This window comes from Elizabethkingia bruuniana (genome assembly GCF_002024805.1).
Classification (GTDB): Bacteria; Bacteroidota; Bacteroidia; order Flavobacteriales; family Weeksellaceae; genus Elizabethkingia; species Elizabethkingia bruuniana.
Genome location: NZ_CP014337.1, coordinates 1,000,016 through 1,012,910, shown reverse-complemented (window position 1 = coordinate 1,012,910; position 12,895 = coordinate 1,000,016). Strand labels below are relative to the sequence as shown.

Sequence of the window (12,895 nt, the reverse complement as noted above, 5' to 3'; positions counted from 1 at the left end):
CATCATGAAACTTTTATCAAAAATAGCACTAAGCCTCTTCACTATCGGAACTTTAGCTTCCTGTGGCGTATATACAGACGGATATGGATACAACGACGGATATTATAACAATAATAGAAATCCATATTATGACGGAGGTTATTATATGAATAACGTATATTACAGTGGTCCTAACTATAATTATTATGGTCCTGGCGGCTACTGGGGAAATGATGGTTACTACTACAGAAGAGGTGTTTCCTATTATTATGATGGCGGAAGACCATACTTCTATAATAATAACAGAAGAAAAATATACGTGGAGAAAAGAATTGTTTCCGGAAGAGATCAGAATAACGGATTCCGAAATAACAATTCATGGAACAATAACAACAGAGGTAACAGCTGGGGAAATACAAACAACAACAATGGATTCCGAAACAGCCAATACGGAAATGGTAACAACAACAATCAAGGTTACAGAGCCGAAAACAACGATGGCAGAAGAAGAGACAATGGATTCCAGAATAACAACAATTACCAGCCACGTCCTGAAACTCGTGTAGAGACCCGTTCTAATAATAACATGAACAATAATGGTTTCAGAAATTCCGGATCTACAGAACAAAGATCCAGTAATGAGAATAACAATTCCAATACTGGAGGAAGAAGATAATTTAAACATTTTCTATATAAAAAACAGCCACAATATGTGGCTGTTTTTTGTATAAATTATTCACTAATTTCGCGTTATTAATTCGGGAACTATAACTACCAATTTTTATATATAATATTTATGGAATTTTATAAATATCAGGGAACAGGGAATGATTTCGTAATGGTTGATAACCGTAATCTTACCTTTCCAAAAAGCACTTCGCTCATAGCACAACTTTGCGACAGAAGATTCGGTATTGGAGGGGACGGTCTTATCCTTCTGGAGAACGACGACCAATACGATTTCCGGATGGTATATTACAATGCCGATGGTAACGAAAGTACAATGTGTGGTAATGGTGGCCGCTGCCTTGTTTCTTTTGCTCACTTCCTGAATATTTTTGAGGATAAAACAAGCTTTATGGCTATTGATGGCTTGCATGAAGCAGAAGTAAACGGAGATCTGGTAAAATTAAAAATGATTGATGTAGAAAACATTGATACTTTCTCTGAATACACTGTAATGAATACAGGTTCACCTCACTATGTAGCATTTGTAGAACATGTAGAAGACATGGATGTTTATTTAGAAGGAAAAAAAATAAGAAATAATGATACTTTCAAAAAGGAAGGCATCAATGTAAACTTCGTTACACAAACTTCTGAAAACGAACTATTTGTAAGAACATTCGAAAGAGGTGTAGAAGATGAAACTTACAGCTGCGGAACAGGAGTTACAGCATCAGCTTTAACTTTTATGCAAAATCATAATCAAACCCCTGTCCATATCAAGGTTCTGGGAGGAACATTGAAAGTATATGCGGAAAAAGTTGAAAAAGGTTTTCGAAACATATGGCTAGAGGGTCCTGCAAAGCAGGTATTTAAGGGTAATTTAGAAGTAAAATAACAGCATTATGAAGAAAGTAGTTTTAATTGCAGTACTTGCTATCGTTTCGGCAGCAGGCTTCTTCGGCTGGAAATTTTACAAAAAGAATTACGGGAGCAATGTGAAAAAATCCGGATTTATTCTGGTTCCTCACGATGCAACATTCCAGCAGGTAACGGATTCCCTGAAGCCATACCTTAACGATGTTGAAAGCTTTACACAAATAGCAAAATCTAAGGGTCTGGATAATAAGATAAAAGCCGGACGCTATGAAATTAAGGAAGGTGCAGACAATGCTCAGCTTATCAACATGATTAAAGCCGGGCTGCAAACTGAGAATACTTTCAGAATAAAGGATTTTGATGATGTATATCAGATGATTGGTCGTGTATCCCGAAAAACAGAAGCAGATTCTCTGACTTTTATAAAAGCATTTAATGTAATAGCCCGCCAGAAAGGATTAAACAATGCAGAAGATTTGAAGCCTTATTTCTTCTCAGATACTTATAATTTTTACTGGACAGTAACACCTGAAGACTTTTTCAAAAAATTTGAAAGTCTTTATAATGACTTCTGGACTCCCGAAAATCTTGCAAAAGAAAAGAATTTAGGCCTTAGCCGTACTCAGGTTTACGCATTAGCTTCTATTGTTCAAAAAGAATCCGGTGGAAAACCCGATGAACAAAAAAGAATTGCCGGTTTATATCTGAACCGTTACCGCAAAGGAATGAAATTACAAAGTGACCCTACGGTAATTTATGCTATAAATAAGGATGCCAATTTCACTAAATCGATTAAACGAGTCTATTACAAAGACCTTACTGTAGACTCTCCTTATAACACCTATAAAAACATAGGTATCCCGCCTGGTCCTATTTGCCTGGTCAACAAATCTTCGGTAGAAAATGTTCTGAATGCAGAAAGCAATGATTATATATTTATGGTAGCCGATCCTTCCAGGCCAGGCTTACATAAATTCACCAATAATCCTGAAGAGCATGTTCAGAATGCCAAGATTTATCAGGACTGGCTGAATAAAAAAGAAATTAAATAATGATAAAAACTGAAATCAAACAGAGAATTGTAACCCGAACATTAGGCTTAACGCTCGCATTTAGTGCAGCCGCTTTTGCCTTTGCTCAACAACAGAAAGTAGCTGTATCCGGAAAGATCACTGATAAAAACGGCGCAGCTGTTCCTTATGCTTCTATTACATTTGCTAACAAAACTAATAATGCGTTATCTGATGGCAGCATGACGGATGACAAAGGAAACTACTCTCTTAATCTTACTCCCGGAACTTACTCTTTGCAGGTAGAAACACCAGGATTTAAGACATTTCAGACAGAAAAAACAATAACCGCTGCCGGTAATATTGGCAGTGTTCAGATAGAAGCTCTGAAAGGTCAGGAAGCCGTAGATAGTAAGACCAAGAGTATACAAGGTGTTACCATTACTGCTGCTGCATCTAAGCCTTACAAAGTTGAGCTTGATAAAAAAACATATGACCCATCAACCGACCTTATTAGTAAAGGAGGTACATTACAGGATGTACTAACCAATGTTCCTTCAGTATCTGTAGATACAGATGGAACAGTTTCTATGAGAGGAAATACTAATGTGAAGTTCTTAATCAATGGTAAGCCGTCTTCACTTTTAGGTATTGACGATGGTGCCAATGCTTTACAGAGTATTCCTGCAGACCAGATTGAGAAAATAGAAGTTATTACGAATCCTTCTTCTAAATTTGAAGCATCCGGTACATCTGGTATCTTAAATATTATCCTAAAGAAAAATAAAAAAGTTGGTTTCAATGGCAGTGTTACCGGAACTTTAGGTTACATGCCAAGAACAGCTCTAAATGCCAATTTAAGCTGGAGAAAAAACAACTGGACCTGGTTTTTAAACGGTGGTGGTGGCTACACAGAAAGTAAAGGTAAAAATGAAACGGAAACAACTTATAACAATATCGTTCTTCCGGTTATTCCTCCGAATCAAACAGATCAGCCCAAAGATATTCTATCATATCAGTCACAGAATTCTAATAATAAAACCTATAATAATAATTACAATGTAACCGGAGGTTTTGTTTATGATATTTCGGATAAAACATCTTTAAGTTTATCTGGTGTAGTAAGAACTTTTGAAGGTGATAACAGAGAACCTTTAAACACTTACAATGACTTCTATAGATATGATCTTAATTCCCGCCAATGGAATTTCATGAATTCAATAGGTACGAGAACATCTGTTGGAAGGAGTAATAATCTTGCTTTTCAAGGGGATTTAGGATTAGATCATAAATTTAATACTAGCGGGCATAATTTATCTCTAGCATTAAGTGTACAAAGAAATCGTAGTAATAATTACTCTGATATCATTGAAACGCTAGATTCTGCTTTAGTAAGCCACGATAATACTGAAAGAAAATCGGTTACGAAAACGATTATTGGTAAAGCAGATTATGAATTACCTATTGGTGAAAATTCTAAATTGGAAGCTGGTTATCGGTTAGATGTAAATAAGAACGATTATAACAATATTGTGAATACTACTGCAACCAATCAGTTGATTCCAAATTATAACAACACAACAGATTATCAGGAAGTTTTCAATGCTTTCTATGTTCAGTTTAAAAGTAAAGTCGGAAATTTTGGTTACCAGTTAGGATTGAGAGATGAACTTTCAAATGTAAAAATCGATTATAATAATCTTGCAGGGTCTAATATTAATAAGACCAAAAATTATAATAATCTATTCCCTAGTATATTCTTAAGCTATGATGTGGCGAAGAATAATCAGATTTTGGTAAATTACTCACGCAGGATAGACAGACCAAGAGCCTTCTTCATGGTACCTTTCCCTAACTACAGTAACAATCAGAATATCTTTGAGGGAAATATAGATCTTAACCCTTCATATGTAGACTCTTTTGAAGTTGGATACAGCATTCAGAAAAAGAAATTCACTGTGAATCCCACCCTGTATTACAGTCATACTACGGACGATGATAAAATGTTGGTATACAGACCAGATGAAAACCTGAATGTATTCTATACCAAACCTATAAATCTTGGGACTAGTGATCGTTACGGTTTAGATCTTAATTTCACTTACGATCCTTTATCATGGTTAAAATTCATGGGTAGCTTAGACTTATTTGGGTATAAAACGACAGGTATAGCTTCTTATGACACTATAGATAAAACGACCGGACAGCCTAAAGTAGGAACAATGGATTTCACTGGTAGCGGTTTCTCTACACGTGCCAGACTGAATACAACCTTCAAACTGGACAAAACCCTAAGTGTACAGTTACAGGGACAATACAGAGGTGCACAAAAAACAGCTAGTCAGAACAGATCAGATATGTATTCTCTTAATCTGGGGGCTTCTAAAACAATCTGGAACGGTGATGGTACGATCACTTTTAACATTCAGGATGTATTTAATACGAGAAGAATGGAGTCTTTCACCTTTAATGATGATTTTACAAGACGTAATTATATGCAGTGGCAGCCAAGACAGTTTTCCATATCTTTGTCTTACCGCTTCAAGCAAGGTGAGAAAGTTGATCAGCCTAAAAAGAAAAAGGATATCAACAACAATTACGATGGTGGCGACGAGCAAGGCGGACCAATGTAAGAAATATGAAAAAAACAATCGTTATAATTTTAGCATTTAGTACAATGGCTTGTACTTCCAGAAGTTTGAAAGGCCCACGACCTGAAAACTGGGCAACAAAAGTCACAGAAAAGCCTTTCCACAATCTGCATAAAGTTAGCGACAGCATTTATAGAAGTGAAAAGCCCGATAATGCGGGCTTTCACTTTTTTCAAGAAAAACAGATGGCATCCGTTCTGGATCTGAGACGTCAGCACAAAGATCTTATTGCTGTAGAAGGAAGCTCATATAAAGGTAAATTATATAGTGTTCCGATGAAAGCCTCAAAGATGTCGGATAATGATATAATTGAAGCTTTAATAATACTAAAAACAGCTCCTAAGCCTATTGTGGTACACTGCGCACATGGCAGTGACAGAACCGGAGTTACTATCGCTATGTACCGCATTATTTTTCAGAACTGGAACAAAGACCAGGCTATTGAAGAGATGAAACGCGGTGGCTACAATTATCACTGGTTTTATCCGGGTTTAATTACTTATATTCAAAATGCAGATATAAATCATATTAGAGAACAGGTACTTAAATAAGTATTTTTATTTGTACTTATTCTAAATTAATTTATATTTGCAGCATGAAATCTAACATCATCCCTTTCAGAGTTGCACCATTAGCACCAGCATTTAATCATACAGAAGAAATGTACTGTGACAAGAAGAAATGTTGTAAAAAATTCAAGAAAGGAAAACGTTGTAAAAAATGTCCGGGCCGTCTGAAAATGGCTTAATGCTTTTTCATCAGCAAATAAAGAATAACTAAAATAATAGCTGCGGCTACTATTCCCCATTTTATATAAATCGGAAGTTGTTCCTCTGCTTCAGTTACTTTTCTTACCTCAGCTACTTTTTCTTCAGCTGCAGGAAAATTCTCTCTTTCTACTTCAAAAACTTCTGTAATGGTAATACCATTTGCAACTGTTTTATTCAGTAGTGTATTTGTAGCATTCAGTATAAGCTGAAATTTTCCTTCAGCATCAAAATTATCGACAATAAATTTCTTTTCACCATAGGCCTTTTCCAATCCAAAGGGGTGAATCTTCACAACATCGGCATCAAAAGTCTGCCAGGTAATAATAATCTCCTCGCCTTTTACTACACGAATCTTGTTCGCATGAAAAGACTTTATGCGTGGTGGCAAATTAGATTTTGCATTTTTCTGTTCAAGACTCAGAAGATGATCATAGGTTCTGCGTCGATCTTCGTCACTTAATGTATTGTACGCTTCCTGTACTTCCCGAAAACGATTTTCGAAAAAAGGATCGTTATCGCTTTTATCCGGATGATACTTCAATGATAATTTACGATAGGCTTTTCTGACATCTTCGTCTGAAGCGTCAACAGAAATACCGAGAAAGTAGTAATAGTCCTTCACAATGGGAATTGTGAAACAAAAATAACAATTTATTTCCCGATACGACTAATGTAATATAAAAACGTAAGACTCATTTTCTTGTTTTTAGAGGTTTAAATTCCAGTGAAAATATCTTGTATGTTTTTGTTTTATATTTCTGTATTCAGAAGATATATAACCAAAGAAACGAAAAGCAGGTGCTTTTCGTTTCCTAGTTAATTGATTTATTTATTAAAATTCTTTGCAAAGAATCCCAGCATATAGGTGTAAAGCTCAATTCTGTTTGGTTCTTTACCAAATCCATGGCCTTCATCATATTTCACCATATACGGAACATCAAAACCTTTTGCCCGCAAACCTTTTACAATCTGATCCGATTCATTGATATTAACTCGCGGATCATTCGCTCCCTGTACTACAAATAATGGTTTCTTTATTTTATCAATCTGGAATACAGGAGAAACTTCTTTAGCTATTTTAGCTTCTTCAGGATTATCCAAATCATACCAGATTTGTTTTACCATTTCTTTGTAAGGCTTCCAGTATTCCGGGAACGAATCGAAGAAGGTAAAGATATTGGAAACACCTACATAATCTACACCGCAGGCATAAAGATCAGGTGTTTTTATAAGCCCCATTAATGTTGCATAACCTCCATGGCTTCCGCCATAGATGGCAATTTTATCTTTGTCTACCCAACCCTGCTCGATTGCATATTTTACTCCGTCCTCTACATCATCCATTGCTTTCCTTCCGATTTGCTTATATCCAGCTTTCTGGAATGATTTTCCATAGCCTCCGGATATTCTGAAGTTAACCTGTAATGTAGCATAACCACGGCTGGCAAATAATTGCGTTTCTGGATTGAATCCCCAGCTATCACGGATTCCCTGCGGGCCGCCATGAGGATTTACAACCAATGGTACTTTTTTCCCTTCCAGTGCTGCCTTAGGCAAGGTAATATAGCCATGTATTGTAAGTCCGTCTCTACTTTTAAAGGTAATTGGTCTCATTTCAGCCATATCTTCAGGCTTCAGCTGAGGCATCAAATCGTATAATAGTTTAGTCTTTTTCGTTTTTGTATCGTATTCGTAATAAGTCCCATACAATTTATCACTACTTACAACAACCAGAAGTTTATTATTGTTGTCGTCAGAAGAAACTACAGAAAAGTCTTTATCTCCAAATTCAGATTTTAACTGATTGTGCACTTCTTTGTAGAATTTACTTACCGGGATAATCTCCCCTCTTTCTCCTTCATAGTTTATGTAATCCAGTTCGTAGTTTCTGCTTTTGCCTGCAAGACTTATAGAACTCACATCATATACCGGATTAGAATACACTTCTTTAATCACAGCATTTTTCTTTAAATCGTATAGAACAATTTTTGCTTTATCGCTGTCCAGGTTAGTTACTACATAAGCTTCATCTTTATTTTTGGAATTTTCATTGAAGCTTATAATATTAAATGTATCTGACCAGTCTGTTTTTTTCAGAAGATTAAATTTCCCTGTCTGTAAATCTTTATAATAAGTATGGGTGGTTAATCCATTTACCAATACGGTATATCCTCTGAGATTACCATCTTTATCAAAAATATAATCGTCAATAGGATTTTTTGGATCTTTATTTTCTAATAACTGTGTTGCTTCACCCGTAACAAAGTTAATTTTAAAAGGTTCAAAAATCTGCTTGTTGTTTTTATTCATGGTAACCACAACAAAATCTGTATCTTTTACAGGCATTGCAAAGCCTATCTTTACACCGTCAAATGGTGTAAGATCTTTTAGGTTCTTACCATCCGTATCGACAGCATACAGATGAAGATTTTCATTACCACCTTTATCCTGGGTAAAGTATAAACGATTTTTGCTTAACCAACCGTAGCCTTTTATCAGATCCTCTTTTTCTTCAATAGCTTTAGTTATTTTTCCGGATTTCAGATCTTTTACATAAACGTGATTTTTCTTGTTATTATCTTTTTCTTTATAAGATAAAAACTGTCCATCAGGAGAAATTTTAAACTGAGAAGCTTTTGGTCTTGCAAAATAATCTTCGACTTTGTATTTGAAGTTTCCTTTATCATAGGAAACCAATTGTTCCAAATTAGCTTTGGAAGATGGCAGTGTAGCATCTCCCGGTAATTTGGTAGCTGTGCTTTGTGCATTCATCATTGCAGTAGTTATTACAACCCCGGCGGTTATAAAAAGTTTAGTGTTTAATTTCATAACTCATATTTTAGTGATTAGGACAACTGAAAAACAGTCATTTACTAATAAGACTATTTATAACACCAAAATGTTACACTCAATATGATTTATCTTTAATTTTTTTATGTTCTTTAGTGTAAATAAACTCCAAAATACCATGTCCAGACGATTAGAATAATCTGCATAGGGATTCTTTCCTTATACAAATAGGTCATTCCCGGACCTGTATAGTCAGCCTTGAAAATGTTGATTCGCTTTTTGGAAGAATTAATATTGGCTATAAATATGACAACATAAAAAACAATAAGCAGAATGGCTGTTATTTCCCGCAGTTGTGGGATCATTAGTCCTATTCCGGCAGCTATTTCCAATACTCCGGTAAAATATACCCAAAACATTTTGTTGGGAATGAAATCCGGAATCATCAGAGCCATCCCCTTTTGAAACTTAAAGTGAGAAAGTCCTGTAAAAATAATAAATACAGCCATCCCCAGATTACCGGAAAAAATCCAGTTCCATTCTCCCTGAATAATTTTTGTTCCAAGTAGTGCGATAATAAATACGCTAAAGAGTATTGACAATAATTTCATTTATTTTTCTGCTAATTCTTTTACCAAACTAAGTCCTTTGATAAACCCTTTATCCATATCATCTTTCCATTTATCATCTACCTGTACTTCAACATGAAGTTTAGTTTTGCTTCCAAGATCAGTAAGAAAATATTTTTCCTGAGCACCGCTCCATTCCATAATCTCTTTGCTATGGAGATCTTCAATTCCATTTAATATCATCCCCAAATGTTTAAATACGATCTGATGAGGTTCTTTGAGACTATCGATAGTAGAGACCATCCCGTCCCCTTTACTGTTCACAAATAATGTGCGCCCGCCAACTTTCCAGTCTGATTTCATAACAGAATCTGAACCGAAAAATTTTGTCCATTCACTGTAGGTTGCTTCACTCCATAAGATATCCCAGATCTTCTGTGATGAAGCATTAATTTCAAATTCATATGATAAGGTTTCCATAAATATATCTTTTAGGATTATAAAATTCAGTTTTTATTTCTCAGCCAGATTTTTCACAATTTCCAATGCTTTCGGAAACTTCTCTTCAAAGAAACTTTTAAATTCTTCCGGTGTCTGTATTTCTCCTTTAAGAATTGTTCCGTTTCCGGTTTCTTCCAATATATAAGATTCTGTCGCCTCTCCCCAGTTTTGAGCCTTCTCTACACCGTCATAAATCTCACCAAGGTGCAGAAATTTCATTTCTTTATTCGGAATGTTCTTTTCAATACGGCTGTACATACCATTATTATTCGGATCGAAAAACTTTACAATACTTCCCTCCTCCAGACTTCCTTTATAAAAAGAGCCTTCAGCAAAAACTGATGTCCATTGTGTATAGGTAGCAGCATTCCATAATACGTTCCATATTTTGTCCGGAGCAGCATTAATCTGAATCTGATAAAAAAGTTTTTCCATGAGATACAATATTATACATTAATTATTTAGGAGTTATATGCTGCTTCCAGATCGGCAATTACAATTTTCTGCATTTTCAGCATTGCCTGAACAACTTTTTGTGATTTTGCAGGATCAGTATCATTCATCAGCTCAATTAGTCTTTTAGGCACTATTTGCCAACTTACGCCATACTGGTCTTTCAACCAACCACACATGCTTTCTCTCCCTCCTCCGGATATTAATGTATTCCAAAGATGATCTGTTTCTTTCTGATCGTTTGTCATCATTACCAGGGAGATTCCTTCATTGAAATCAAACTTATGGTCAAAAGAAGAGTCCATACAACTGAGCGTATAGTTATTAATTATAAACTGAGCATGCTGTACATTTTCGGGGTTTTCTCCGTTCTCACCGCCATCTTTATACTTCAGGATGCCTTCAATCTTAGAATCCGGAAATGTATTGGTATAGAACTCCATTGCCTCCATTGCTTTTCCGTTATTCTGATGCATAAACATAAGCGTAGGCACTAATCTCTGCTCTTGCATTTCCCCAAAGTAAAGCTGCCAGGTTGCTCCGTATTTATCTTTAATCCATCCGTATTTTTTACTCCATGGATAGGAATCCAAAGCCATTAGAGCAGTTCCTCCATCGGATAGCATATCCCAATAATGCTGCACATCTTCTTCGGAAGCACAGTTGATGAGAAAAGATATTGAAGGATTCTTCTCAAACTGTGGACCACCATTCAGTAACATAACTTTTTGTCCAAACAAATCTATATTTATAACAACAGGGGTATCTACTGTAATCTTTCCTCCGAATACCTGACAATAAAATTCTGCTGATTCCTTAGCGTCTCCGTTGCACCAAAGACACGGAAAAATATCATTATTCATTTCTTTATTTTTTAGTGTGTTTCTGTGTACTGGCTAAAGCTACCTAAGATTGCATTCCATCCGTCTTTTTGCATTTCGACAGGGTTTTCTGCTTCGGGATCGAAAGCCGTCGTAATTTTTGTCCCATCTTCTACCGCTTCAAAAGTTGTGGAAACTTTTCGTCCATCCGGCATATGGTATTTAATAAGTTGCTGAGGAACTACCTCATCATAGGTTCCTTCAAAATTAAATCCAAAACTTCCATCTCTTGCTTCCATTCTGTTATTGAATTTCCCACCTACTCTAAGGTCATTTTCAGAGGAGGGGCAAAACCAACTTTCGTGGGCAAAATTCCACTGGGTAATATGTTCAGGCTGATTAAAATAATCCCAAACCTTGCCTAAAGGAGCATTTACGGTTGTTTCTATTGTAATTTGTTCCATAATATTTAAATTAATTAGTTTGTCTAAAATAATGAAATTGACTAGTATCTCAACTGTGATTTTACAGATTAAACCTTATCAGGGTTTGGAACCCTGATAAGGTTATTTATTATTTGTTTTCGTAGCCTTTATCACCACTATAGTTAATCATCCATTTTACATCATATTTATCTGTAAAACAGCCAAAATAATCTCCCCAGAATTGGTCTTCCAAAGGCATTTCTATAGTTCCTCCATCCGAAAGACCTTTAAAGAGTTTATCAGCTTCTTCTCTGGATTCCGGAAAGATGGAAACATAATTGTTATTTCCTAACTGAAGGCTTTGTCCAAATTCCGGAACAATATCGGAAGCCATTAGTAAATCGCTACCTATTGGCAAAGCGATGTGCATTACTCTGTTTTTAGCTTCTTCGGATAAGTTTTCGGTACCGGGAGCATTTCCCATTTTGTGGATATCACCAAGGAACTCTCCTCCGAAAACAGATTTGTAAAAATTAAAAGCTTCTTCTGCTTTACCATCAAAATTGAGGTATGGATTTAATTTAGGCATAATAGTAAAATTTAAAGGTTATTGTAAAAAATTTTTGACTTTCAGAATTGTAAAATCTATTGTTCTGTTATTGGTGTGGCCATGCTCATCTGCCATCATATAGGTACCATGCCCTGAAGGAAGTATCAGTAATCTTGAATCGGGAAACAGGGTATGGAGCTCTGCTGCATGAGATACTTTTATAGCGTCCCGATCTCCATATATAAGAAATACAGGATTTTTAATATTCTGTAATGTTTTGTTTTCCCAGTCTTCAAAGTTTATCATCCTCTGGCTGTCTTTCTGGAACATATTGTAAAGCTTATCTTCATCCGGTGTCAGTTTTAGAAAATTTTCTTTGAGATAATCGGGCATTATTTCTATTGCTGCATTTTGCATTCCCTCAAAAAAACCGTCTACCATCCCTTTTCTTTTATAAAGTCCGGAAGCAGCAATTAGTTTGTAAACTTTTTCAGGGAAGAGTTCTGCAATCTTCATAATACTTGTTGCACCATTGCTGAAACCAAAAAATGAGGCTTTTTCAATATTCAGTTTATCCAATACAGCTACAATATCTTTTGCGTCCTGTTCAAAAGTTTCAGAGATTTCTCTGTGATCAGATTTTCCATGATTCTGCAAGTCAATTCCGATAAGCATAAAATGATGATGCAATCTGTTAATGACTTCCTGAAAATTTAATCTTATAGAAGATCCACCGCCATGAACTAATACTACAGGTTTTCCCTCTCCGTATATTTCGTGGTATAGCTGAATGCCATTGATATCAAGATATCCGGCTTTATGCGGTTCCAT

15 protein-coding genes are annotated in these 12,895 nt (G+C 35.7%); 6 read left to right on the top strand and 9 right to left on the bottom strand.

From position 1 onward, the window contains the following. Window positions 1-4: 4 nt before the first annotated feature. The 6 genes from AYC65_RS04835 to AYC65_RS20920 all read left to right on the top strand — a co-directional run bounded on the left by AYC65_RS04835 (window position 5) and on the right by AYC65_RS20920 (window position 5,933). Window positions 5-655: a hypothetical protein gene (locus AYC65_RS04835; protein ID WP_034871214.1), complete on the top strand. Its 651-nt coding sequence runs from the start codon at window positions 5-7 to the stop codon at window positions 653-655. Window positions 656-775: 120 nt separating this feature from the next. Further along, window positions 776-1,543 (top strand): diaminopimelate epimerase, encoded by a 768-nt coding sequence (gene dapF, locus AYC65_RS04830; protein ID WP_034871213.1) that lies wholly within the window; start codon window positions 776-778, stop codon window positions 1,541-1,543. 7 nt (window positions 1,544-1,550) lie between these two features. Next, window positions 1,551-2,576: an endolytic transglycosylase MltG gene (mltG, locus tag AYC65_RS04825; protein WP_034871212.1), complete on the top strand. Its 1,026-nt coding sequence runs from the start codon at window positions 1,551-1,553 to the stop codon at window positions 2,574-2,576. Then, window positions 2,576-5,167 (top strand): TonB-dependent receptor, encoded by a 2,592-nt coding sequence (locus tag AYC65_RS04820; RefSeq protein ID WP_034871211.1) that lies wholly within the window; start codon window positions 2,576-2,578, stop codon window positions 5,165-5,167. The genes mltG and AYC65_RS04820 overlap by 1 nt, the downstream gene beginning before the upstream one ends. 5 nt (window positions 5,168-5,172) lie before the next feature. After that, entirely contained in the window at window positions 5,173-5,736 is a 564-nt protein-coding gene (locus tag AYC65_RS04815) for a tyrosine-protein phosphatase (protein WP_078674664.1), read from the top strand. 44 nt (window positions 5,737-5,780) lie between these two features. Then, window positions 5,781-5,933 (top strand): hypothetical protein, encoded by a 153-nt coding sequence (locus AYC65_RS20920; RefSeq protein ID WP_021347836.1) that lies wholly within the window; start codon window positions 5,781-5,783, stop codon window positions 5,931-5,933. Here the strand turns inward: AYC65_RS20920 and AYC65_RS04810 are convergent. The 9 genes from AYC65_RS04810 to AYC65_RS04770 all read right to left on the bottom strand — a co-directional run bounded on the left by AYC65_RS04810 (window position 5,930) and on the right by AYC65_RS04770 (window position 12,895). After that, window positions 5,930-6,577, bottom strand: a complete 648-nt coding sequence (locus AYC65_RS04810) for a J domain-containing protein (RefSeq protein WP_034871209.1) — start codon at window positions 6,575-6,577, stop codon at window positions 5,930-5,932. The genes AYC65_RS20920 and AYC65_RS04810 overlap by 4 nt on opposite strands. Before the next feature lie 203 nt (window positions 6,578-6,780). Then, on the bottom strand, window positions 6,781-8,784 hold the full coding sequence (locus AYC65_RS04805) for an alpha/beta hydrolase family protein (RefSeq protein WP_034871208.1): 2,004 nt from the start codon (window positions 8,782-8,784) through the stop codon (window positions 6,781-6,783). 113 nt (window positions 8,785-8,897) lie between these two features. Beyond that, window positions 8,898-9,356 (bottom strand): DoxX family protein, encoded by a 459-nt coding sequence (locus AYC65_RS04800; protein WP_034871207.1) that lies wholly within the window; start codon window positions 9,354-9,356, stop codon window positions 8,898-8,900. Further along, window positions 9,357-9,794, bottom strand: coding sequence for an SRPBCC family protein (locus AYC65_RS04795; RefSeq protein ID WP_034871206.1), 438 nt, complete (start codon window positions 9,792-9,794; stop codon window positions 9,357-9,359). It abuts the gene before it with no gap. Window positions 9,795-9,827: 33 nt separating this feature from the next. Beyond that, window positions 9,828-10,250 (bottom strand): SRPBCC family protein, encoded by a 423-nt coding sequence (locus AYC65_RS04790; protein ID WP_034871205.1) that lies wholly within the window; start codon window positions 10,248-10,250, stop codon window positions 9,828-9,830. Window positions 10,251-10,276: 26 nt separating this feature from the next. Further along, window positions 10,277-11,131, bottom strand: coding sequence for a VOC family protein (locus AYC65_RS04785; protein WP_034871204.1), 855 nt, complete (start codon window positions 11,129-11,131; stop codon window positions 10,277-10,279). Window positions 11,132-11,142: 11 nt separating this feature from the next. Beyond that, a complete protein-coding gene (locus AYC65_RS04780; RefSeq protein ID WP_034871203.1) occupies window positions 11,143-11,553 on the bottom strand; it encodes an SRPBCC family protein in 411 nt (136 codons plus the stop codon). Window positions 11,554-11,662: 109 nt separating this feature from the next. Continuing rightward, the gene (locus AYC65_RS04775; protein WP_034871202.1) at window positions 11,663-12,103 is read right to left on the bottom strand and encodes a VOC family protein; all 441 of its coding nucleotides are present in this window, start codon (window positions 12,101-12,103) and stop codon (window positions 11,663-11,665) included. 18 nt (window positions 12,104-12,121) lie between these two features. Beyond that, window positions 12,122-12,895: an alpha/beta fold hydrolase gene (locus AYC65_RS04770; protein ID WP_034871201.1), complete on the bottom strand. Its 774-nt coding sequence runs from the start codon at window positions 12,893-12,895 to the stop codon at window positions 12,122-12,124.